17 protein-coding genes, 1 tRNA gene and 2 rRNA genes are annotated in these 23,094 nt (G+C 60.0%); 6 read left to right on the plus strand and 14 right to left on the minus strand.

Annotated elements, in window-relative coordinates:
- Positions 1 to 60: 60 nt before the first annotated feature.
- The 7 genes from yddG to V9T28_RS20115 all read right to left on the minus strand — a co-directional run bounded on the left by yddG (position 61) and on the right by V9T28_RS20115 (position 9,250).
- A complete protein-coding gene (yddG, locus tag V9T28_RS20085; RefSeq protein WP_116401726.1) occupies positions 61 to 981 on the minus strand; it encodes an aromatic amino acid exporter YddG in 921 nt (306 codons plus the stop codon).
- A gap of 80 nt (positions 982 to 1,061) precedes the next feature.
- Positions 1,062 to 2,777: a mucoidy inhibitor MuiA family protein gene (locus tag V9T28_RS20090; RefSeq protein WP_116401727.1), complete on the minus strand. Its 1,716-nt coding sequence runs from the start codon at positions 2,775 to 2,777 to the stop codon at positions 1,062 to 1,064.
- 86 nt (positions 2,778 to 2,863) lie between these two features.
- Positions 2,864 to 3,178, minus strand: a complete 315-nt coding sequence (locus V9T28_RS20095; RefSeq protein ID WP_245424154.1) for a hypothetical protein — start codon at positions 3,176 to 3,178, stop codon at positions 2,864 to 2,866.
- 418 nt (positions 3,179 to 3,596) lie between these two features.
- Positions 3,597 to 4,952, minus strand: coding sequence for an anion transporter (locus V9T28_RS20100; RefSeq protein ID WP_116401758.1), 1,356 nt, complete (start codon positions 4,950 to 4,952; stop codon positions 3,597 to 3,599).
- Between the two features lie 109 nt (positions 4,953 to 5,061).
- Positions 5,062 to 5,925, minus strand: a complete 864-nt coding sequence (locus V9T28_RS20105; RefSeq protein ID WP_116401728.1) for a type 1 glutamine amidotransferase — start codon at positions 5,923 to 5,925, stop codon at positions 5,062 to 5,064.
- A gap of 208 nt (positions 5,926 to 6,133) precedes the next feature.
- Complete coding sequence (serA, locus tag V9T28_RS20110) at positions 6,134 to 7,720, minus strand: phosphoglycerate dehydrogenase (RefSeq protein WP_116401729.1); 1,587 nt, start codon at positions 7,718 to 7,720, stop codon at positions 6,134 to 6,136.
- A 357-nt stretch (positions 7,721 to 8,077) separates the two neighbouring features.
- Positions 8,078 to 9,250 carry a phosphoserine transaminase gene (locus tag V9T28_RS20115; RefSeq protein WP_116401731.1) on the minus strand — a complete coding sequence of 391 codons (1,173 nt, stop codon included), beginning with the start codon at positions 9,248 to 9,250 and terminating at the stop codon, positions 8,078 to 8,080.
- 156 nt (positions 9,251 to 9,406) lie between these two features.
- On the opposite strand from V9T28_RS20115, the gene V9T28_RS20120 reads away from it, so the two are divergent.
- The 3 genes from V9T28_RS20120 to V9T28_RS20130 all read left to right on the plus strand — a co-directional run bounded on the left by V9T28_RS20120 (position 9,407) and on the right by V9T28_RS20130 (position 12,129).
- Positions 9,407 to 10,978 carry a hypothetical protein gene (locus V9T28_RS20120; RefSeq protein ID WP_116401732.1) on the plus strand — a complete coding sequence of 524 codons (1,572 nt, stop codon included), beginning with the start codon at positions 9,407 to 9,409 and terminating at the stop codon, positions 10,976 to 10,978.
- 60 nt (positions 10,979 to 11,038) lie between these two features.
- The gene (locus tag V9T28_RS20125; protein ID WP_116401759.1) at positions 11,039 to 11,611 is read left to right on the plus strand and encodes an NADPH-dependent FMN reductase; all 573 of its coding nucleotides are present in this window, start codon (positions 11,039 to 11,041) and stop codon (positions 11,609 to 11,611) included.
- Between the two features lie 116 nt (positions 11,612 to 11,727).
- Positions 11,728 to 12,129, plus strand: coding sequence for a DUF427 domain-containing protein (locus tag V9T28_RS20130; protein ID WP_116401733.1), 402 nt, complete (start codon positions 11,728 to 11,730; stop codon positions 12,127 to 12,129).
- Between the two features lie 49 nt (positions 12,130 to 12,178).
- Here V9T28_RS20130 and V9T28_RS20135 read toward each other — a convergent pair whose 3' ends face one another.
- Entirely contained in the window at positions 12,179 to 13,000 is an 822-nt protein-coding gene (locus V9T28_RS20135; RefSeq protein WP_147306474.1) for a hypothetical protein, read from the minus strand.
- 219 nt (positions 13,001 to 13,219) lie between these two features.
- On the opposite strand from V9T28_RS20135, the gene V9T28_RS20140 reads away from it, so the two are divergent.
- Positions 13,220 to 13,663, plus strand: a complete 444-nt coding sequence (locus V9T28_RS20140) for an Rrf2 family transcriptional regulator (RefSeq protein ID WP_116401736.1) — start codon at positions 13,220 to 13,222, stop codon at positions 13,661 to 13,663.
- A 145-nt stretch (positions 13,664 to 13,808) separates the two neighbouring features.
- Entirely contained in the window at positions 13,809 to 14,453 is a 645-nt protein-coding gene (locus tag V9T28_RS20145; RefSeq protein ID WP_116401737.1) for an NADPH-dependent F420 reductase, read from the plus strand.
- Positions 14,454 to 14,590: 137 nt separating this feature from the next.
- Here V9T28_RS20145 and V9T28_RS20150 read toward each other — a convergent pair whose 3' ends face one another.
- Positions 14,591 to 15,502 carry a pirin family protein gene (locus tag V9T28_RS20150; RefSeq protein ID WP_116401738.1) on the minus strand — a complete coding sequence of 304 codons (912 nt, stop codon included), beginning with the start codon at positions 15,500 to 15,502 and terminating at the stop codon, positions 14,591 to 14,593.
- Between the two features lie 133 nt (positions 15,503 to 15,635).
- Positions 15,636 to 17,210, minus strand: coding sequence for a winged helix-turn-helix domain-containing protein (locus V9T28_RS20155; protein ID WP_116401739.1), 1,575 nt, complete (start codon positions 17,208 to 17,210; stop codon positions 15,636 to 15,638).
- A gap of 153 nt (positions 17,211 to 17,363) precedes the next feature.
- On the opposite strand from V9T28_RS20155, the gene V9T28_RS20160 reads away from it, so the two are divergent.
- The gene (locus V9T28_RS20160) at positions 17,364 to 18,380 is read left to right on the plus strand and encodes an alpha/beta fold hydrolase (RefSeq protein WP_116401740.1); all 1,017 of its coding nucleotides are present in this window, start codon (positions 17,364 to 17,366) and stop codon (positions 18,378 to 18,380) included.
- 84 nt (positions 18,381 to 18,464) lie between these two features.
- On the opposite strand, the gene V9T28_RS20165 is transcribed toward V9T28_RS20160, so the two are convergent.
- From V9T28_RS20165 to V9T28_RS20180, 4 genes are all read right to left on the minus strand, one after another.
- Positions 18,465 to 19,457: a hypothetical protein gene (locus V9T28_RS20165; RefSeq protein ID WP_116401741.1), complete on the minus strand. Its 993-nt coding sequence runs from the start codon at positions 19,455 to 19,457 to the stop codon at positions 18,465 to 18,467.
- A gap of 134 nt (positions 19,458 to 19,591) precedes the next feature.
- Positions 19,592 to 19,668: transfer RNA gene (locus V9T28_RS20170), tRNA-Met, on the minus strand.
- A gap of 74 nt (positions 19,669 to 19,742) precedes the next feature.
- A 5S ribosomal RNA gene (gene rrf / locus V9T28_RS20175) occupies positions 19,743 to 19,858 on the minus strand.
- A gap of 148 nt (positions 19,859 to 20,006) precedes the next feature.
- Positions 20,007 to 22,854 (minus strand): 23S ribosomal RNA (locus V9T28_RS20180).
- Between the last annotated feature and the right edge of the window lie 240 nt (positions 22,855 to 23,094).

Raw genomic sequence — 23,094 nt, forward strand, 5'->3', positions numbered from 1 at the left:
AAAACCGCGAGCGAAGTCAAAAAGGCGAGGGAATTTGTGTGTTTGCCGCGCCGGCAAGGATCAGGAGGGCTCATCCTCGACTGCGACGAGCGCCCTGCCGCGGACCAGCGTAAGCAGTTCATCTTGTGCGGCGACGCAGGCGCCACCGGTGATCAACAGAGTCGCGAAAACGATCTGCCATGTCCAATCGCCCTCGCCAGCGAGAATCAGCAACACGGCCGACAGCATCGGAATGAAAAACGCCATCACGCCGAGCAGGCGAATATGGCCGTGCTTCAGGCCGACATCCCAGGCAAAGAAAGCAAGGCCGATCGGTCCGAGGCCGAGGATGACGATGGCCCACCAGGCCGAAGGCGGCGCGCTCAGCACCGAACTTTCGCCGGCAAAATGACAAAGCAGACCAAGCAACGCCGTCGCCAGGCAGAACCAGCCGACGGAATCCGTCGGCACGTCGCCGGCCGCGCGGCACGAGACGCAGAAGGCCGCCCAGATCGCACCCGACGCCAAAGCCAGCAATTGGCCGGTCAAATGGCCCGTGTCGAAGAGACCCATGACCGCCGGTCCGACGAGAACGAGCGAACCGGCAAAACCGATGCAGCAGCCAAGCACGTGATACCAGCGCAGATGCTCGCCCGGCAGCAGACCGCAGAACAGCACCATCAGCAAAGGCCAGAGATTGACGAGCAACGACACTTCGACCGCAGGCGCGTAATCGAGCGCGAGATAGAGGAGAAAAGAATAGCCGAACAGGCCGAGCAGCGCGAAGATCCAGACGACGGGAGGAAGTCGCGCATAGCGCCAGCCATTCTCGCCGCGCCAGAGCCATTTGGCTGCCATGAGGCCGAACGCGATGAAGAAGGTCATCGCGATGATTTGGAACGGCGGAAAGATGAGCACATAGGTCGACAGCAGCACCTGCGCACTCCATTGCAGAATGCTGGTAAGCCCGAGAAGCGTGGCAAAATGCGCCGAGGGTTTCAAAGAAGACCTGCAGATAAACCGTTCCGATGCACGATCGCCTCACCCGCAGGCGCACCTGCGGGAGCGCGAGTCATATCGCATCATTGCACTGATCCGGCCTGCGGCACTGGCTCAAAAACGACGTCCCGGTCGGCCGGCCATTTCATGCGATAGGCGAGGTGAATCTCCTTTTGCTCGCCGGGCGCAAGATCGATCTGCCAATTCATCACGCCGCGCTTGTCGTTCACGTCCTTGGCGTTGGGCGGCGGCGTCGTCGCGACCTGCTCGATCTTGATCGCGGCGTTTTCGGCAAAGGGCATTTGATCGGTCACCAGTACGCGCACCGGGAATTCGTGCAGGTTCTTCAACGTAGTCTTGAACTCGCGCGAATCGACTTTGTTCTGCGCGTTCGACGACCAGCCCGCGTCGTTTTCCTTACGCTTGAGCGTGATGCGCACGATCTTCACCCGGTCGTCGGCGCCAAAGCCCAATGTCACATCGTCGCCCGGCGCGGTCGCGGTGAATTGCCCGGTGCCGACAAAGCCGTTGTCGCGGTAAATCGCGACTGGCCCGGCCAGCAGCGGCACGCTCTCGTCGTTCTTGAATTGCGCTTGCAGATACGCGGTTTGATCGAACGCCGGCGAGGTGACCAGCATGAGCCCCGGCGACAGCGTCAGCGTGCCAGTCATGAAACTCTTCAGCGTGCCATCGGCGGGAACCGTCACGCGGCCTGGAATGTGGAAGACGGCTTGATAGGCGTTCGAATCGAGCGAAGAGCCGACTTCGACCATGGGCAATTGCACGCGCGCACCCGCATTGACGGCCCCGGCGCCCGGCACACGGGCTGGGACGCCGGGCATCGGTGCTGGAGCCTGCGCGGCGGACGGCGCAGCCTTCGCCGCTGCCGTATCGGACATAACCTCCGGCACAGCCAGGAAATCGAGCTTCGTCGGCTGCACGTCCGGCGCGTCCGTACCGCGATTGGTCCGCACCGTCGAAACCGTGAGGGCCACGTCGGTCCAATCCTCATGGGTGCTTTGGTTGACCGCGGCGCGGCGCACGAGTTCGAGCGCCGGCGGCTTTGTCTGGTCGCCGGTGTCGAGCCGCGCATCGTAGACCGGCCGCCAGCCGGCACTGGCGATCCGATAGGACAGGGTGATTTGGCCTTTGGTGGGCGCGTCCGCTTCGATGGCGACGCTCACGTCGCGGGCCGGTTCGCCCTGTTGAGTGGGCTTTTGCCGGTTGAATTCGACAGTGCCGATCTCTTCGTCGAGGTCGCGCGCCTTGACTTTCGCATTGTGCAGGTCTTCGCCGACTTTCGCCATGGCGACGCCGACCGCGTCCCAGGCCTCGTTCCATTTGTCCGCGTCGAAACTATTGATGTCGGCGGGCGATTTCGCCGAATCGGATTGCGCGAACTTGGCGATCATCGCCCGTTTGGTTTCGAGCGCATCCAGCGTCACCTGCACCGATTCGCGCTCGGAGCGCAGGGTCTTGAGCTTCACGTCAAACGAGGCGTCGGCGGGCTTGACCTCGGGAATGGCCAATCTGCTGTCGACCGCCCCGATCAGGATCTTGGCGCCGGAAACGCCGCTCACCCGCAGCGAAGTTGGATCGATCATGGCCGGCAGCCCCTTGAAGACGAGGGTGGTCGCGCCGGCCGGAACATCGATGTCGGCAAGGCGCGTCACCTGTGCCGCGTCGGGCGACACGGTGACCGCATCGATCTTGGATTGGACTTGCAGATCGGCCGCGAAAACAGGTGCGGCAACAACAGAAAAGCACGAAACGGAAACGCAGCAAAAAAACGATCGCATTTTTCATCCCCGCACGATCAGGACTGGGGGTGGGGCTTTAAAGCCCCGCCCTGCCCCATTACCTTGCGCGGAAGTTTAAGGCTTCTTTACGACGCGAGCGTGAGGATCAGATCCCGACGACGCTTCATGTCGGCGAGCATCGTCTGCTCGGTCTCAGCGGCGGTTTCTGCGGCGATCCGCTTGATGTCGAGGTAATCGATACCGAGATCGGCCAGCTCGCGATCGTTATACGTGTTCAGCTCACGGACCACGCGAGCTGCGGCTGCACGGGCAACGATCTTGCGTTCGATCAGGTGGAACAGATTGAAGAGCAGCATCGTCGGCTCGCTTGCGTTGGTGTTAACGGTCTTGGCGTCCTTCTTGGTCGCCTTGTCGAAAAGGTATTGGATAGTAGCCATCATCATAGTCTCCTTCAGTTCACTTGCCCCAGCCTCATTGGCTTGGGGACGTTTTCTCCTCCGCTCTGTTGCAACGCACAAAAGATAGGACTCACTCGAACGTTATGCAAGCATACTGCCGCGCTTGTGATATGCGTTTGACGCATAGCATGAGTCATTTTAAATTAACTTTTTGAGCGATCTTGAGTGAACTTCTGGGAAATTGGCGAAAATCACCCTAAATCATGCATTTATATCGTTCATACTGTAACAATTTTATGCGAATTTTGCATAATTAAGACAAAGTGATTAAAGCTTGTGCGCCGCATAATGCCCTACCGCGCACATGCTGCAGTGCAATATGGCAAATCGGCGCGGCAATGCCTTATTTGGGCGCCGCCGCGTTGCCGAAAGGACACGATTCAGGCAGGTCCGAAGCCGTTCACAGCCAGAGCCACAGGGCGCCGACGATCAGCGTCGCACAGGTGACGGGGGCGCCGACCTTGAAATAGTCCCAGAAACTGATCGCGACGCCGGCCGAGGCCGCACGTTGCACCACGATCAGATTGGCCACCGAGCCGAGGACGGTGAAATTGCCTGCCAGGGTCGACGCCATGGCGACCACCAGCCAGGCGGTCGTATGATTCGGCAGTGGCTCGATGAAGGGTTTCAGCATCAGCACCGCCGGAACGTTGCTGACCAGATTGGAAAGGCCAGCCGTCACCGCCGTGAGCGCCGGAATCTGGTCGAGCCGCCATTGCCCGACCCAGGCGACCACGTCCGGCGTCACCAGCGCATGTTCCGCACCGCCGACAATGACGAACAGCCCGGCGAACATCAGCAGCAGCGACCAATCAATCTCGGCATAGACCCGCCGGCTCTTGATCCGCCGCGTGAGCAGCAGCAGGCCGCCGATAATGATCGCCGCTTTCGCCGGCACGACGCCCGCGAAAAACAGGCCGATCATCATCAAGGTCGCCAGGAGCGCGCGGCCCATGATCGCGTGATGCACGGTTGCCGACGCCGGCGGCACGGAGAGGTGCGGCGCACCGATGAACTCGCGGCGGTAGAACAACACGATGAAGGCGCCGGTGATGCATAGGCCGATCAGGGCGACGGGCGCCAGCGCGAGGGTGAAGTGCGCATAGGAAATATGCGAGAAACTGCCGATCAGGATGTTTTGCGGATTGCCGGTGATGGTCGCGACCGAGCCGACATTCGAGGCCATGGCCACGGCCAGCAGGTAAGGCGCGGGCGGGCGCTTGAGCGACAGACACAAATCCAAGACCAGGGGCGTCAGGACAAGACAGATCGCGTCATTAACGAGAAACGCCGATAGAAAGCCCGATAAAACGATGATGGCCGCCAGCAATTGGACCGGCCGCCGGGCCCATGCCGCCAGCCAATTGCTCGCCACCGCGAAAAAGCCGGACAGCCGCAGGACCGCGACGACGATCATCATCCCGAGCAGCAGCGTGACGGTGTTGAGGTCGACGGTTTGATAAGCATCGTCCAGCGTCACCACATCCGCCGCCACCATCAGGCCGGCGCCGACAAGGGCAATGCCGGCCCGATCGATGCGAAAGCCCGGAATGCGGCCGACCGCGAGCGCTATATAGCTCGAGGCAAAGATGATCGCCGCCGCGGCATCGCGATATTTGGCGACGAGAGGGCCATCGGCGGGCAGGAATACCGGTGCCAGGGCGGCCACGACGGCGATGCCGACCACCGCGAAAATGAGTAGAAAACTGAAACCCGCCCGAGGACGGCCATTGATACGCGTTGCCCGAGCGCTCATGTTCATTAGATCCCGACATTTGCTGCACGCCCAGCCGCCCCTACTTGGCGTGGCTTGGTGCGAAGCGTTTCTTATCCGGTCAAGCCGCGGCGCGGCCTTTGGCGATCCGTTACGCGCGGCCGCGCAGGACTTTGAGCGGCCGCACCCGATGGGTGAGCCAATTGCGCAATTCGGTGAGACGCAGATAGGGGTCGATGACCTCCGGCTGCAGGCCGAGCCGCCAGGCAATGTCGCGCCGCTCGGGCGCCTTTTCCAACACGCGCAAATCCTTGCAATAGCGGCGGCCTTCCTCTTCGGAGGCGAAAATTCCGTCTTCGGTGAGCATCTTGGCCCGGCGGCCCATGATCGCCGCGATTTCGGACAAGGAATATTCGGGGTGGTATTGCACGCCCCAGAAGGTCCCACCCTCGTAACGGATTTCTGCGGCCTGAACCACCGCATGGGCATTCGAGGCAAGGATGATCGCGTCCTCCGGCGGCAGCGTGACGATGTCGAGATGGAGGCAGGGCGCATCGAAGGCCGCCGGCCGGCCCGCCAGCAGCGGGTGATGGCGCCCCGCCTCGGTCACATGGATATTGCGGGCAAAACCGACCTCGCGGCCCAGCGGATTTTTCATCACCGAGCCGCCGGCCGCCGCGGCCGCCACTTGCAGCCCCCAGCACGACCCGAAAAACGCCGCGCCCGAGCGATAGATAGCGCGAGCCAATTCGATCTGGCGCTCGATCTCGGGGCCGCCGTCATAAAGATTGAGCCCTGACCCGGTGATCACCACGCCATCGTAGCCATCGAGGCCGCCGGAATCGGGAAGATTGCTGCCAGCATCCGCCGGCAAGCAAATATCGCACGCCGCGCCAGGCGCGAGCATGCACAGCGTATCGGCGTAGGATTCGGCTGCGGTTTTCCCAAACGTGGTTTTCTGTACTGCCCGGGCTTCCTGCACGTTGCCTTCGACAACCAATAAACGTAACGCCATAACCAAGAAGCCCCTTAAAATGTGGGAAAACGTGCCGCCGACGCACAGCCCCATGTTTTACGGAAAAAAGCGTCGCAAATGTGAAGACTCATGCGCCATCGCGAGAAGAGTGGCCGGTGCAATCCTGTCCTGCAGCGCAATTCTGCCAAAACGAAAAAAGCCGGACATCCGTCAAGAACGCCCGGCTTGTTTATTGGGAACCCGATTCTCAGAACTTCAGCGCTTTCGCCTGCTTGACGCCAGGAATGGTCTGGATTTTCGCCAGAACCTCGGCCGGCACCTTGCCGTCCACCTCGACGAGCGCGATCGCCGAGCCGCCCTCGCGGTCGCGGCCCAGCGCGAAGGTCGCGATATTTACGTCCGCCTCGCCCAGGAGCGAGGCGAAACGGCCGATGAAGCCCGGCTTGTCCTCGTTGGTGACATAGATCATCGAGGGGGCGAATTCCGCATCGACCTTGATGTCCTTGATCGACAGAATGCGCGGCTTGCCGTCATGGAAGACGGTGCCGGCAACCGCGCGGGTCTGCTTCTCGGTCTCGACCGCAAGCGTGATCAGCGATTCGTAATCGCCCACCGCGGCGCGCGTCACCTCGTCGATGACGATGCCGCGTTCCTTGGCGACGCTCGGCGCCGAGACGACATTCACGTCCGCCAAAGACGGACGCAGCAGACCCGCGACGGCGGCGGCCGTCAGCGCCTTGGTCTTCAGATCCGCGACATGGCCTTCGTAGGTGATCGTGACCCTCTTGATGCTGCTCTCGGTCAACTGGCCCGCAAAAGAGCCGAGCCGCTCGGCGAGCGCGATGAAGGGTTTCAGCTTCGGCGCCTCTTCAGCCGTGATCGACGGGAAATTCACCGCATTCGAAATCGCACCACGGATGAGGTAATCCGACATCTGCTCGGCGACCTGCAAGGCGACATTTTCCTGCGCCTCGCTAGTGGCCGCGCCGAGATGCGGCGTTGCCACCACATTCGGATGGCCGAACAGCGGATTGCTTTTCGCCGGCTCCTCGACGAAGACGTCGAAAGCCGCGCCGGCGACATGGCCCGAATCGAGCGCCGCGCGCAACGCCGCTTCGTCGACGAGCCCGCCGCGGGCGCAATTGACGATGCGCACGCCCTTCTTGGTCTTGGCGATATTCTCGGCCGACAGAATGTTCTTGGTCTGCGCCGTCATCGGCGTGTGCAGCGTGATGATGTCGGCACGGGCGAGCAGATCGTCGAGATCGACCTTCTCGACGCCGAGTTCGAGCGCCCGCTCGGGCGACAGGAACGGGTCGAAGGCGATCACGCGCATCTTGAGGCCGATGGCGCGGCTCGCGACGATCGAGCCGATATTGCCGCAGCCGATGATGCCGAGCACCTTGCCGGTGATTTCGACACCCATGAAGCGGTTCTTTTCCCATTTGCCGGCCTGGGTCGAGGCATCGGCCGATGGGATTTGCCGCGCAAGCGCGAACATCATCGCGATCGCATGTTCGGCAGTGGTGATCGAGTTGCCGAATGGCGTGTTCATCACGATCACGCCCTTGGCGGTGGCGGCCGGAATCTCGACATTGTCGACGCCGATGCCGGCGCGGCCGATCACCTTGAGATTGGTGGCATTGTCCAAGATCTTGGCGGTGACTTTGGTGGCCGAGCGAATGGCGAGGCCATCGTAATTGCCGATGATTGCGGCAAGCTTGTCTTTGTCCTTGCCAAGCTCGGGCTGAAAATCGACTTCGACGCCATGCTCTTTGAAGATCGCAAGAGCAGCGGGCGAAAGAGCGTCCGAAATGAGTACACGGGGTGCCATGGGTGTGGTCCTGATTGGAGGATTTCTCCCTTCTCCCGCATCACAAACCGGGTATACCCGGTTTGTGCATTTTTGATGCTGAACTCGGGCAAGCCCGAGTTCAGTGCGGGAGAAGGTGGCATGCGCAGCATGACGGATGAGGGACTTACGACTGGGTGAGTTCCTATCTACGAATGCTTTGCAGCGCAGGAATTTTTTCAGATTCTACAGGCTGTATCTCCCTCATCCGACCTCGCATATGAACTTGGGCTTGCCCAAGTTCATCATTTTTAATGATCAAATCGGGCAGGCCCGATTTGATTGCGAGGCCACCATCTCCCGCGCGTAAGTGCGGGAGATGGGAGGAGCGCCAGATCTTTAAGCCGCCTTGGCCAAGCCGGCTTTCGCCTGCGCGAACGCCCAATCGAGCCAATGCGTCAGCGCCGCAATATCGGCAGCGTCCACCGTCGCGCCGCACCAGATGCGCAGGCCGGGCGGCGCATCGCGATAGCCGCCGATGTCGTACGCGACTTTCTCCTTCTCCAGCAGCGACGCCAGCGTCTTGGCAAAAGCCGCCTGCGCGTCAGCGGGAAGCGCAGTCACTGCGGCATCGACGACTTTCATGCACACGCTGGTATTGGAGAGCGTCGCACGATCGGCGGCGAGAAAGTCGACCCACGGCGTTTTCGCCACCCAATCGACGAGCACTTGCGTATTGGCATCGGCGCGCGCCATCAGGCCTTTCAGGCCACCGACGCTTTTGCCCCATTGCAGCGCGTCGATGTAATCCTCGACGCAGAGCATGGACGGCGTGTTGATGGTTTCGCCTTCAAAAATGCCGTCGACGATCTTGCCGCCCTTGGTCATGCGGAAGATTTTCGGCAGCGGCCATGCCGGCGTATAGGTTTCGAGACGCTCGACCGCGCGCGGCGACAGGATCAGCATGCCATGCGCCGCTTCGCCGCCCAGCACCTTCTGCCAGGAGAAGGTGACGACATCGAGCTTGTCCAAGGCGAGATCCTGCGCAAAAGCCGCGGAGGTCGCGTCGCAAATGGTGAGGCCTGCGCGGTCGGCCGGGATCCAATTGCCGTTCGGCACGCGCACGCCCGAGGTCGTGCCATTCCAGGTGAAGACCACATCGTGATCGAAATTCACCGATTTCAGATCGGCGATCTGGCCGTACGGCGCTTTCAGGAGACACGCGTCCTTGAGCTTCAATTGCTTGACGACGTCGGTCACCCAGCCTTCGCCGAAGGACTCCCAGGCGAGCATATCGACGGGCCGCGCGCCGAGCAGCGACCACAGCGCCATTTCGACGGCGCCGGTGTCGGACGCCGGCACGATGCCAATGCGGTAATCAGCGGGGACGCCCAAGATTTCGCGGGTCAGATCGATCGCCAGCTTCAGCTTGGCCTTGCCGACCTTCGCGCGGTGCGAACGGCCAAGGGCTGCATCTTTGAGGGCTTCGAGAGACCAGCCGGGGCGCTTCGCGCAAGGACCCGACGAAAAATGCGCGTTCTGCGGCCGCGCAGCCGGAATTTGTCCAGTCATATAACCATCCTTTCAGATGGGCGCCTCCCGTTGGGGGGAGGTGTCCCGCGGATGGACATAGTTGCAGGTGCGGTTTTGGTCAAGCGCTTGTTTTAAAACCGGCATAGAGTAGCTTAATCGCGCCGCGCCGGCACAAAGCGCATTTCGGAGACGAACATGTTTCACCGCCGTCTTTTGGCCACGACCTTCCTCGCCTCATCCGTGCTGATCGCGCCTTTCGCTTATGCGGACAATGTGCCGCCGAGCGCGGACGGGGCGAAGCGAATCGCCGATGCGCTGCAGCCCTACCTTGGCCCGCTCATGCAGGGCGATCATCCGCTGCTGACCGTCAGCCCCAAGGGCGACGGTTACGTGGTTTCCTTTGATGTTGAAGCCGCCGCCAATGATCTCAAAGCCGTTTTGCCGCCGTCTGCTCCAATCGACTTCACGGTGAAATCGGCACCTGTCCAAGAGATGCTGTTTGAGCAAAGCGACGGCATGTGGAAGGTCACAGCCGATTCCGACCTGGACATGGCCATAACCATGACGACGCGGCAGCCTACCGGGTCGCAAGACCAAACCATGTCGATGAAGTTCAAGGGCATGAAATATGAGGCGATCTTCGATCCCAAGCTGATGAGCGCCACGCACGCGACGATGACGGTGGAGCAGCTGGCACAAACGGGCAAAGAGACGGTGACAGTCACGAAGGAGGGGGTATCCACCACATCGCCAGTGAGCTCCTCTCAACAAGGCGCTGGACCGATGAACCAAACGTGGGAAAGTTCTGCCGCGGGTGCCGACACGATCGACATGAAGACGCGTGGCGCGCGCGAGAACAGCGTTTGGCATATGGAGTTCAAGCCGCCGGCGGCTGCGGACGCGCAGACGGATGCAACGATTGACATGTCCGTCGCGCACCAGGACGTCAACGCGAACGTAAGCGCGTTTCACAACCAAAAACTCTTTGCGCTGATCGCCTTCTTCATCGCCTATCATTCCAAGCCGGATATCGCTGCGCACGAGGAGGAACTCAAAGACTTGCTGCATGGCCTCGGCTCGGTGTTCGACAAGATCGAAGAGCAAGGCATCATGACGGATGCAAAGCTGAGCGTTTCCAACGCCACGCTCGGTAAGATCGCGGATGTTGCCATCGCCAATGCGCAAATCGCGTTCAATACGACCGGCCTGGTGCAGCAAGGCGATATGAGCGTGACGATGAAGGCCGACGGTATGTCTTTGACATCGTCCGTCGTGCCCGCCTGGGCGCAAGATCTGATTCCAAACTCATTCGAACTGCCGCTGCGCATATCGGACCACAATCTCGCCGATGCGGCGAATGAGGCCATCGACGATTTTAGCCTGCAGGGTGATGAGCCGTTCACATCGGAACAGGCCATGATGATCGGCGTCAATGCGCTGCCGCCGACCGGCCTCAAAGTCGCGCTCGGTCCCGGCCGCATCACGTCGAAATTGCTCGACATCGAGATGGACGGCGCCGTCACCGTCGTCTTCCCGACGCCCCGAGGTTCGGTCACGCTCAAGGCGCATGGATTGGATGCGGCGCTCGACGCGATGCAAAAGGCCGCACTGACAGACCCTAAGGCCGCACAGTTCGAGCAAGCGCTTGAGACTGCCAAATCGTTGGCCAAGACCGAAGCCGACGGGACGGCGACATGGGTTTTCGCCTATGATCAAAGCGGAGTCTTCAGCGTGAACGGCACGGTCTTGAACCACCCGCAGCAGTGATCTGATTCTGACCGCTCCCGCGATTCACGCCTTGCGCAACATGCGCCGGAGGAGATGCCGATGCCCGATTCGAGACCCGTGAATGTCGTCACGATCCTTGGCAGCCTGCGCAAGGCGTCGTTCAACGGTATCGTGGCGCGCGCCTTGCCCGCGCTGGCGCCGCAAGGCATGACCATCAAGCCCACGCCCTCCATTCGCGAATTGCCGCTCTATGACGCTGACGTGCAGGCGGGGGGCTATCCCCCTGCCGCATCGGATTTAGTGCAGGCGATCAGCGCCGCCGATGGGGTGATCTTCGTCACGCCGGAATATAATTACTCCATGCCGGGCGGGTTGAAGAATGCGATCGACTGGATCTCGCGCGCCCATCCGCAGCCCTTGGGCAACAAGCCGGTTTCGCTCATTACGGCTTCGATGGGCGTCATCGGCGGCGCGCGGGCGCAATATCACCTGCGCCAATCGCTGGTGTTCCTGGACGCCCATGTGATGAACAAGCCGGAAGTGATGATCGGCGCGGTGCAGACCAAGGTCGATGCGGAAGCCGGCGAACTGACCGATTCGACGACCCGCGATTTTCTCAGCGTGCATCTCCATGCTTTTGCTCATTACGTGCGGCGGATCATCTCGGGCTGAGGGGCATAGTCCGCCAAGGATCGCGGCTTTGGCGTTTGAAAGCTTGCTGCCACGCCCCATATACATCCCGGTCACGCCACGAGGAGCGCGACGCCGAAGCTAGCGAGAGTGAAGCCATGTCTCACGATGCCGTTGCGAAGCCGAAGCAAATAAAAATTCCCGCCCCCGATCACCCGATCACCGTGACGCCCTATCAGGGGCGCGTGATCGTCAAGGTTGCGGGGCATATCGTGGCCGATACGACCAAGGCCCTCTCTTTACGCGAATCGACCTATCCGGCCGTTCTCTATGTGCCGCGGCAGGATGCCGATATGGCGCAGCTCGAGCGCACCGATCACGCAACCTATTGCCCCTACAAGGGCGACTGCAGCTATTACAGCATCCGCGCGGGCGGCGAACGCTCGGTCAATGCGGTGTGGACCTACGAGGCGCCCTATGCGGCCGTCGCGGAGATCAAGGATCACCTGGCCTTCTATCCCAACAGGGTCGATGCAATCGAGATGAGCGACGGCGATTAATTATAGGACTCCATCGCTAGAATGGCGAGAATGAGATCTGCTGAGACGCTCATTCTCGAATTCCCTGTCTGAACGAACCGTCGTTGATTTGGTTGAGCAGGTGGCCATAGGGAAGGTGCATATCTTTCCCGATGCTGCCGGCAAGTTCTTTTATCCACACTGCCCTGTTTTGGATTCCGAATGTCACAGGGTCCTCGGTGATTTCGACTGCGGCACGCACGATTTTGACATTCGGACCGAAGCTCATTTCAAGATGATTCGGATCAACCCGCTCGGCGCTTTTCGGATCATTGATGTCACGAAAATGCACCAGCATCGGCAAGTGGGCGATCGGCACATCAACCGGATGGCGCAAGGCATTGATCGTGTCGAATGTTTTGGGCGTTGTGTCCTGATATGGCAGAACTGCATCTTGTAGAAGACCAAACGGCGTCCCGCTTTGCGAGATCAGGCCCCGTGGTTTGCCGTCTGGCGCTTGGCGATCCGGGTCTTCAGTTAGCAGGACAAACAACAGTCCTTTATCTCCGAGGTCGACAACCACTGCCTCGCCCAGGATTCCGCAACTGAGCACATTTCCCATACCTCTCGTAATCGGGTTGTCATTGAAGGAACAATGCTCCTCCTGTACGGCCGATCCGCTGACCAAACGGCCATTATCCTCAACCTCGACAGTAAAGCGATACCGCGCGACGCGAGGCGCCGAATTGCACCCGGCCAGAACAAAAGCGCACGCCAGGGCGAGAAAGATTGTCGTTTTGCGATGTCCGCGTAAAATTTGATCTCCCGGCGAAAATTTCCTGGTGCGTCTCCACCTGCCGCTCAGGATGAGGAGCGCGACAAAAAAGAAAATGATGCTCAGCGCCAATTTCATAAACCGCATCCACCAGGCGAAAATACAAAATATATCTGTATTTGGCGTCGCGCTGGATCTCAACCTATTTGAGAGTGAGCCCGACGATCAAGGTAAGACGGCGATCTCTCCCCCACATGCCGCGACATGCAGCATTGCCGGCGCAGGTCACGCCGCAAGAGCGTCTTGACAGCACGAATAATATGTAATAATGGCATCGACACACTTGTGGAGTCATCCATGCCTACGAGCACGCGTTTCGCTGTCGCAGTTCATACGCTCACCGCCCTTGCGGTCAGCGATGGCAAGCCGTTGCGCTCGGAAGACCTTGCGCATTCCGTCAATACCAGCCCGGTCGTGATCCGCGGGCTTCTGTCGCGCCTGAGCGAGGCGGGCCTGACCCGGTCGCAGCTTGGCGCGGGCGGCGGGATGCTGCTCGCCAAATCTGCGAAGAAAATCAAATTGCTGGACGTCTACGAGGCGGTCGAGGACACGGAATTGTTCTCGCTGCCGCGGACGCCCCCGTGCGAGAGCTGCCCGGTCGGCGGCAATATTCTGGAGGCGATTCAACCGACGTTGAAGCGTGCCCGGAAGAAGCTCGAGAGCGAATTGGCGAAGGTCACGGTCGCCGACATAGCATCCGAAGTGGCGCGTCTCGGCAAGTTCAGCCTGCCAGGGACATGATGCGCATTTTTTTGGAGTTTAATGTAATCATGTCATTGACACATTATTATATCGTCCGACTTCGTGCCGGGCGTGAGGAGACGAACGGCATCGGGGCGCAGCCGTCCGCAACGCAACGCCGCCCCGCCATCAACAGGAGCAACATATGAGTATCGGTATCATCGGGGCGGGCGCGCTCGGTTCCAACATTGCGCGCGTCCTCGCCGGGAACGGAATCGCGGCGACGATCGCAAACCGCCGCGGCCCGGATTCTCTAGCGGAACTCGTCCAGGAGCTTGGCCCGTCGATCATGGCTGGAAGCCTTGCGGAAGCCGCGCGCGCAGACATCGTCATTGTGGCCCTGCGCTGGGTCGATCTGGAAAAGGTGCTGGGCGGGCTGCCCGCTTGGAACGGCCGGATCGTGATCGACGCCACCAATCCGGTCGCGTTCCTCGACCCCGACTCGCCCGACGCGAAGGATCCGACCAATCCGCTCGCTGCCTACGGCATCAAGGTGATCGATCTTGGCGGCAAGCACTCCAGCGCCGTGTTCCGCACATTTGTTCCGGGTGCGCGCGTCGTCAAGGCATTCAACCATCTCGCCGCCGAGGCCTTGCTTAAGCCGGCGGTCGCGGGCGGCCAGCGCGCGCTGTTCTATTCGGGCGACGAGGCCGATGCGAAAGCCAAAGTCCGCAAGATCATCGAGCAGACCGGCTTTTATCCGATCGACCTCGGCACGCTCGACGTCGGCGGACCGCTGACCTCGCTGCCCTTCGGCCCGCTTGGCACCGCGAACCTCGTCAGGATCTGACGCCGGGGAAGGCGTTATTCCGCATGCAAAAAGGGTGCGAAAATTCTGCAGCGCCTAAACACCCCGGCCGCACCTGGCAGGCTGAGAATGCCATCCGGGTGCAGCGTGGGGTTTGGGGTTCGTCCAGTGCGCGTTGATCAGTGCGCCGCCTTGATAAACGTGCCACTCTGCAGTTCGCGCATGGCCTGCATGATCTCCTCGCGCGAGTTCATCACGATTGGCCCGTGCCAGGCGACGGGCTCCTCGATCGGCTTTCCTGACACCAGCAGGAAACGGATACCCTCATCGCCAGCCTGAACCGTCACTTCGTCGCCGCTGTCGAAAACGACAAGCGTCCGATTGCCGGACATGTCGCGAATATTGACCTCCTCGCCGTTGACCTCCTTCTCGACCCGCACGCCGAAAGGCTTCGACGCGTCGCGGAAGGTGCCTGAACCGGCGAAGATGTAGGCGAAGGCCTTGCGATAGGTATCGACCGGCAGGCGCTTTTTCTTGCCGGGCGGGACCGAAACGTCGAGATAGATCGGTTCGGCCGCGATCCCGTCGACGGGACCGGCCTTGCCCCAGAAATTGCCACAGATAACCCGCACCGCCGTGCCATCGTCATCGATCGCGACGGGAATATCCGCCGACTTAACGTCCTGATAGCGCGGCGCCGTCATCTTCAGCGAAGACGGTAAATTCGCCCAAAGCTGAAACCCGTGCATGCGGCCGGCGACATCCCCCTTCGGCATTTCCTGATGCATGATGCCGCTGCCGGCCGTCATCCACTGGATGTCACCGGCGCCGAGCAAACCGCGATTGCCCAGGCTGTCGCCGTGTTCGACGGTGCCGGCGAGCACATAGGTGATCGTTTCGATGCCGCGATGCGGGTGCCAGGGAAAGCCGCGGATATATTCGGCCGGATTGTCGTTACGGAAATCGTCCATCATCAGGAACGGATCGGTCAACGACGGATCGCCGAAACCGAAGACGCGGTGCAGCTTGACGCCAGCGCCTTCCATCGTCGGGACAGCCATGCTTTCGTGCTTTATGGGTCGTATCGACATTTCATCTACCTTTCGTTTGGACAGAAATAGGTAGAGGCCCCGGTTTCGATAAGAGTCATATTCGGAGACACAGTGTCCACATTTTGGCAATCGGGCATGCAGTACGCAATCACCGCCACGGTTTCGGTCTCGATCACGCGGGCAGTCCGGCCGCTTTCAGGGCATCCGCATAGGTCTTCGCCATGCTTTCGAGCGGGACCGGAATGCGGGCGAAGAAGCCAGAGATCGTGAGGCCCGGCTCGATTTCGAGCAATTCCGCGACGGCCGTTCGCGCGCGATCGAGACGGCCGAGTTTGACATTGGCGACCGCGACCACACGCAGCGCCGGTGCGAACCGCCGGTTCTGCGCGAGCGAACGCTCCGCCCATCTGAGGGCCTCGGCATAATTCTCGTCGATCACCGCCGCGAGCGCCATGACGCCGGACATGAGCCAGCCGCGCGGATCGCGCGGATTGAGCCGCTGCGCCCGTTCTACCATCGCGCGGCCATTGCCGCCGTTGCCACACATGGTCTCGATCCAGCCGGCAAGGGTCAGGGCCATGGCGGAATTCGGATTGACCAGCAACGAACGGTTGAACAAATCCCGCGCCCGCTCACGCTCGGTCTGCGCCATATTCCAGATCGCGAAGGCCGCCATCCAGAGCACCTGCGCATCATTCGGCGCGAGCTCGACCGAACGCCAGGCCTGGCGCACCGCCGCGGCGCGATCCGCCTCGTCCTGCTGGGCCCAGCCCTGGAAATGGCATTGCGCCCGGCAATAGGCTGCCGCGGCCATCGCCGGCGCGTAGGTCGGATCGGCCGCCAGGGCCTGATCGAGGCATTGCAGAGCGCCCTGCATGCCGGCGGCGGTAAAATCGGCAAGCAGCGCATGGGCGCGCAGCAGGAAGTCGTAGGCATCGAGCTGGGCCGGCCTGTGCCGGTCCAGATGGGCGATCTCCGCGACTTGCAGGGTCGGCTCGATCGCGGCCGCGACACTCTCCGCAACGCGTTCCTGCAGGTCGAAGACGTCGTGCGGATCGCCGTCGAACCGGTCGGACCAAAGATGCGCGCCTGTTACGGCGTCAACGAGCTGCCCGGTGATGCGCAGCCGCTCCCGGCCGCGCCGCACGCTGCCCTCGAGCACATAGCCCACGCCGAGCTCCTGACCGATCTGGCGGATATCGGTCGCCTGGCCTTTGTAGGTGAAGGAGGAACTGCGGGCGATGACGAGCAGCCCGCTTGTGCGCGACAGCGCCGTAATGATCTCCTCGGCCATGCCGTCGGCGAAATAATCCTGCTCCGGATCGCCGCTCATGTTGGTGAAGGGCAGGACCGCGACCCCTGGCGGCCTTGCGCCATCCCGCGACGCGAGCGGTGCGACGGGCATGGCTTCACGCTCCGCCTCCTGTGCTGCATTGGCGATTTCTCGCACCGCCCCCACGAAACGGACGCCCTTGCGCGGCAGGGTCCGGATCAGGCGTTGCTCGGCGCCGGTATCGCCGATCGCGCTGCGCGCCGCATTGAGACGGCTGCTGAGGGTCGCTTCCGAGACGATGCGACCGTGCCAGACGGCGTCCAGCAGATCGTCGCGGCTCACCACCCGATCGCGCGCGCCGATCAGGAATCGCAGCAAGTCGAAGACCTGAGGCTCAAGCGCGACGAGATCGCCGTCCTTGCGCAGCTCCCGCCGGGCGGCGTCGAGGGTGAAATTTTCGAACTGAAAGGTCACGGGAGAGATCCAAACTGGGCGGTCTTCTTACACCCTCATCGGCCTACAGCAAAAATCAAGGCAATCTGAAGGAGAAATCCGGCGCGTCTGAAAGCGAAGCGGCGACCGATGTGGCAGTCTTAGAGCCATCGAAACCGCATCGGAGAACTGCCCATGACACCCGAAACCATCGACCGCCGCCGACTGCTCGTGGCCGCGGCCGGAACTTTCGCCGCCGCTCAGCTCGGCCTCACCGGGCGCGCCAAAGCCGGGAGCGCGCCGGCTGCCGACGCCTTCGCCCGCCAAGTGAAGCAGATCGACGCAGGCCTGCTCAACGTCGGCTATGTCGAGGCGGGCGTTCCGACCGGACCGGCCGTCATCCTGCTGCATGGCTGGCCTTACGACATCCACAGCTTCGTGGAGGTCGTCCCGATCCTCGCGGCGGCGGGATACCGGGTGATCGTTCCTTATCTGCGGGGATATGGCACCACCCGTTTCCTCGCCGGGGAAACCATGCGCAATGGGCAGCAATCGGCCATTGCGGTCGATGTCATCGCCCTCATGGATGCGCTTGGCATCCAGCAGGCGGTCCTGGCCGCTTTCGACTGGGGCGCCCGGACGGCGGATATCATCGCGGCACTCTGGCCGGAGCGGTGCAAGGCGCTCGTCTCGGTCAGCGGCTACCTGATCGGCAACCAGGAAGCCGGCAAGGCCCCGCTGCCGCCCCGAGCCGAACTGTCCTGGTGGTACCAATTCTATTTCGCCACCAGCCGGGGCCAGGCCGGCTACGAGGCCCATCGGAAGGAGTTCGCCAAGCTCATCTGGCAGACCGCTTCGCCAAAATGGAATTTCGACGACGCGACCTTCGAACGGAGCGCGCAGGCCTTCGACAATCCGGACCATGTCAGCATCGTGATCCACAATTATCGCTGGCGGCTCGACCTCGTTGACGGCGAACGCCGATACGACGACCTCGAGAAGCAGCTGGCGCAGGCTCCCATCATCCACGTGCCGACGATCACGATGGAGGGCGACGCGAATGGCGCGCCGCATCCGGAGCCGGCCGCCTATGCCAAGCAATTCGCGGGCAAATACGAACATCGCCTGATCAAGGGCGGTATCGGTCACAACCTGCCGCAGGAGGCACCGCGGGACTTCGCCCAGGCGGTGATCGACGTAAGCGCCGCCTGAGGGCGCTCCGGGAAAAAACTTATCAAGACATTTGTTCTGGCACGCGCGGTACTTGAAGAGCTGCGCGTGCCAGGAAGATCGGAATCACTGTCCAGGGCAAATCGGCGTCGGTTGTGGCGGCGGGGCCGGATGCTCGCGCTTGTATCTTGCGATGATCGGCTCAAGCGATTGGCTCGACCAGAATCTGGGCGCGTGAATTTTGCTTAAGCAGTAAGAATTCCAATATAATCCCGCACGTACCGGCGATTGGCCGGCCGCCACCGCTTGCGCGACGGCGTTGATATCGGCCGCACTTGGGTAGATGTACAGCGTTGTCGGATCACCCGTCACCAGCGCAAGGATCTGCTGAATGTCCGATTGCGACCAACTGGTGCAGCCGTCGCTGCGGCCGCCGGTGTATTCCACCACTTGTCCGAATCGAACATAGCCATCCCGATCGGCGTAAGGACTGTTCAGCTCCCTTTTCAGGCAGACATTCTTTAACGTCACCGCGGCATGTCCGCCGATCGCCCGTTCACGGGCATTTGCGGTCTCGCCTTCGCCATCGAACGGAATGAACGTGCGCATGAGAGCTGCATCCTGGTTCGCCGCGACGCGGTAATAGCCTTTGAAGGAGGTTTTTGCCGCATCGGTCACATAGGCGCCGCCCATCGTCAGGTCGGAATCCATCGCATTGCCGAAATTCTTGGCGCATTCCCGCTCATTCGAGAAATTGGCGGCACCGTCCAAATCGCGACCGCTGCCGTGACCCGCGGAAATCACGCGAAACGCATGTTGTGCCTCGCAGACGATATAGAACCGGCCCGGCGAATCATTGGGACGCGTGGCGTCCATGGCGAAATAACAGGGATTTCTCACTCTTCCCGCGCTCACCTTTTGCAAATAAAGCGTCCGCGCGCGCTGCAAGACCGGTGATGCAATCTGTCCCCTGCCGTCGCCAATGTGGGCCGCGAGCCAAGCCGGAATATCCGGCGATTGCTCCGCAGCAAAAGCGTTCCACGCACCCAATAATGCGACAAGAACGAAGGCTGAGGTGAGAACACCAATGATTTTGGCGAAGCCGGATCCTGATCGCACCTGAGCAATTCCTCTGTCGAACGATCGCAGCAATATATCGCAGGACGTCGGGCTTTGGCTATGATGTGGGGGATGCGCGGTGGTGGACACGAAAAAGCCCGCTGTTTGGAGCGGGCTTTTTGATTTTGTTGATTTGGTTGCGGGGGCAGGATTTGAACCTGCGGCCTTCAGGTTATGAGCCTGACGAGCTACCGGGCTGCTCCACCCCGCGCCGGTGTGGTGAGATCCGGGGATGTGTGTGTTTGTTATCTGATCGTTAAGAGGATTTAGCTTTGTGCTTTGCAGGCCTGGCAGCGACCTACTCTCCCATGTCTTGAGACATAGTACCATCAGCGCGAAGGCGTTTGACATTCGAGTTCGGGATGGGATCGCGTCTTGTCACCTTGCTGAGAGCCACCAGGCCGGCGAAGGACAAAGCTGAAGTAAACTGGGTCTTTTTTGTTTACCGTAAACCTTGGAACACCAAGTTTACGGTCTTGGTTGGCGCAAACCCTGGCAGGCCAGGTTTGGGCTGAAGATCGTGTTGTCTGTTGGACATTGATTAATGAGACGATCAAGACTGAAGAACTATTAGTACCGGTAAGCTGCATGCGTTGCCGCACTTCCACACCCGGCCTATCAACGTGGTCGTCTTCCACGGTTCTTAAGGGAGCACTCGTCTTGAGGTGGGTTTCCCGCTTAGATGCCTTCAGCGGTTATCCCGTCCACACATAGCTACCCTGCACTGCGGCTGGCGCCACAACAGGTCCACCAGAGGTGTGTTCAACCCGGTCCTCTCGTACTAGGGTCAAATCCTCTCAATACTCCTACGCCCACGGCAGATAGGGACCAAACTGTCTCACGACGTTTTGAACCCAGCTCACGTACCACTTTAATCGGCGAACAGCCGAACCCTTGGGACCTTCTCCAGCCCCAGGATGTGATGAGCCGACATCGAGGTGCCAAACACTTCCGTCGATATGGACTCTTGGGAAGTATCAGCCTGTTATCCCCGGCGTACCTTTTATCCGTTGAGCGATGGCCCTTCCACGAGGAACCACCGGATCACTATGACCGTCTTTCGACTCTGCTCGACTTGTCAGTCTCGCAGTCAGGCAGGCTTATGCCATTGCACTCAACGAGCGATTTCCGACCGCTCTGAGCCCACCATTGCGCGCCTCCGTTACTCTTTGGGAGGCGACCGCCCCAGTCAAACTGCCTACCATGCACTGTCCCGGACCCGGATGACGGGTCACGGTTAGACATCCATATAGATAAGGGTGGTATTTCAAGGGTGTCTCCACGCGAGCTGGCGCCCACGCTTCAAAGACTACCACCTATCCTACACATGCCGACACGAATGCCAGTGCAAAGTTACAGTAAAGGTGCACGGGGTCTTTCCGTCTGACCGCAGGAACCCCGCATCTTCACGGGGAATTCAATTTCACTGAGCTGATGTTGGAGACAGCGGGGAAGTCATTACGCCATTCGTGCAGGTCGGAACTTACCCGACAAGGAATTTCGCTACCTTAGGACCGTTATAGTTACGGCCGCCGTTTACCGGGGCTTCAATTCAGTGCTTGCACACCTCCTCTTAACCTTCCGGCACCGGGCAGGCGTCAGACCCTATACGTCATCTTGCGATTTCGCAGAGCCCTGTGTTTTTGCTAAACAGTTGCCACCCCCTGGTCTGTGCCCCTCCCGCCCGGTTGCCCGAACGGAAGGCCTCCTTATTCCGAAGTTACGGAGGTAAATTGCCGAGTTCCTTCAACATCATTCTCTCAAGCGCCTTGGTATACTCTACCAGTCCACCTGTGTCGGTTTCGGGTACGGTCTGATGTGGGGGCTATTTCCTGGAACCGCCAGGCTGCAGGGGAAATCCAATAATCCCGTACAGCTTTCGCAATCCGTCACCACCCACTGGCCCACGAATATTAACGTGGTTCCCATCGATTACGCCTTTCGGCCTCACCTTAGGGACCGGCTAACCCTGCGAAGATTAACTTTACGCAGGAACCCTTGGACTTTCGGCGACACTGTCTTTCACAGTGTTTGTCGTTACTCATGTCAGCATTCGCACTTCCAATACCTCCAGGATGCCTCACGGCTGTCCCTTCAGCGGCTTATGGAACGCTCCGCTACCGCTTGCACATAGTGCAAACCCAAAGCTTCGGCTCGTGGCTTGAGCCCCGGTACATCTTCGGCGCAGAAACCCTTGTTTAGACCAGTGAGCTGTTACGCTTTCTTTAAAGGATGGCTGCTTCTAAGCCAACCTCCTGGTTGTTTTGGGATTTCCACATCCTTTCCCACTTAGCCACGAATTAGGGGCCTTAGCTGTTGGTCTGGGTTGTTTCCCTCTCCACAATGGACGTTAGCACCCACTGTGTGTCTCCTGCGCACTACTTCCAGGTATTCGGAGTTTGGTTAGGTTTGGTAAGACGGTGAGTCCCCCTAGCCCATCCAGTGCTCTACCCCCTGGAGTATTCACGCAAGGAACTACCTAAATAGTTTTCGCGGAGAACCAGCTATTTCCTAGTTTGATTGGCCTTTCACCCCTAACCACAAGTCATCGGAACCTTTTTCAACAGGTACCCGTTCGGTCCTCCAGTGCGTGTTACCGCACCTTCAACCTGCTCATGGCTAGATCACTAGGTTTCGGGTCTAATCCAACGAACTTCACGCCCTATTCAGACTCGCTTTCGCTGCGCCTACACCTATCGGCTTAAGCTTGCTCGTTAAATTAAGTCGCTGACCCATAATACAAAAGGTACGCCGTCACCCTTGCGGGCTCCGACTGTTTGTAGGTATCCGATTTCAGGAACTATTTCACTCCCCTCGTCGGGGTGCTTTTCACCTTTCCCTCACGGTACTTGTTCGCTATCGGTCGCTGAGGAGTACTTAGGCTTGGAGGGTGGTCCCCCCGTTTTCAGACAGAATTGCACGTGTTCCGCCTTACTCATGTCCTTCATTCTTCGAAACGCGTACGGGGCTATCACCCACTGCGGCAAGGTTTTCCAACCTTTTCCACTTAGAAAAACAAAGGCACTGGCCTCATCCGCGTTCGCTCGCCACTACTAACGGAGTCTCGTTGATGTCCTTTCCTCTGGGTACTTAGATGTTTCAGTTCCCCAGGTTTGCTTTTGTACCCTATGTATTCAGGTACAAATACCTTCTTGATGATCTTTGTAAGTCCGAAGATGGACTTCTTTTCACGCGAATGAGGCAGGCCTCACACGCGTATTCCGATCGTGCCCGGCAGGCATCCTCGGAATTACAAAGATCGAAGGTGGGTTTCCCCATTCGGAGATCCTCGGATCAAAGCTTGTTCGCAGCTCCCCAAGGCTTATCGCAGCGTACCACGTCCTTCATCGCCTCTCAGCGCCAAGGCATCCATCGAATACCCTTATGACACTTGATCGATCTCATTATCAATGCCCAACCACTCGGCGTGGTCGACGGCCATTCTTGCGAACGGACCATCTTGGACACGATCTTCATTTGCGAGAGATATGTTGCAATCTCTCGACTTAGACCAGTTTACTTCAAATGCATCCGGGAGTGTGCGGTCAAGGCTCACTCACGACTGGTGCTTAGACAGCCCATAAAGCGCAAGCTCGCAAGCTCACTCTTTACTGGCGCTAACCAGATGCATTTCCTC

It is taken from the genome of Methylovirgula sp. 4M-Z18 (genome assembly GCF_037890675.1).
Taxonomy (GTDB): domain Bacteria; phylum Pseudomonadota; class Alphaproteobacteria; order Rhizobiales; family Beijerinckiaceae; genus 4M-Z18.